The 268-nt window shown below is 64.9% G+C and carries 1 protein-coding gene; it reads left to right on the forward strand.

The annotated features are described in order from the left end of the window. Positions 1–268 (forward strand): glycerol-3-phosphate acyltransferase (locus tag SB822_RS57615; protein ID WP_410859175.1); only part of this gene is annotated, 268 nt, incomplete at both ends.

A 268-nucleotide genomic window follows, 5' to 3' on the forward strand; every position in this document is an offset into this window, starting at 1 on the left:
TCCTACGGCTCGGGCAACCCCGGTGCGACGAATGTATTGCGCAGCGGCAGCAAGAAGGCCGCGATCCTGACGTTGATCGGCGACGCGTTCAAAGGCTGGCTGCCGGTGTGGTTCGTCGTGCATTTCGGCGCCCGTTACGGGCTCGACGATACGTCGGTGGCGATTGCGTGCGTCGCCGTGTTTCTGGGCCACCTGTATCCGGTGTTCTTCCGCTTCAAGGGCGACAAGGGCGTGGCGACGGCAGCCGGCGTGCTGCTCGCGATCAACC

This window comes from Paraburkholderia sp. SIMBA_054 (genome assembly GCF_046534875.1).
Taxonomy (GTDB): Bacteria; Pseudomonadota; Gammaproteobacteria; order Burkholderiales; family Burkholderiaceae; genus Paraburkholderia; species Paraburkholderia hospita.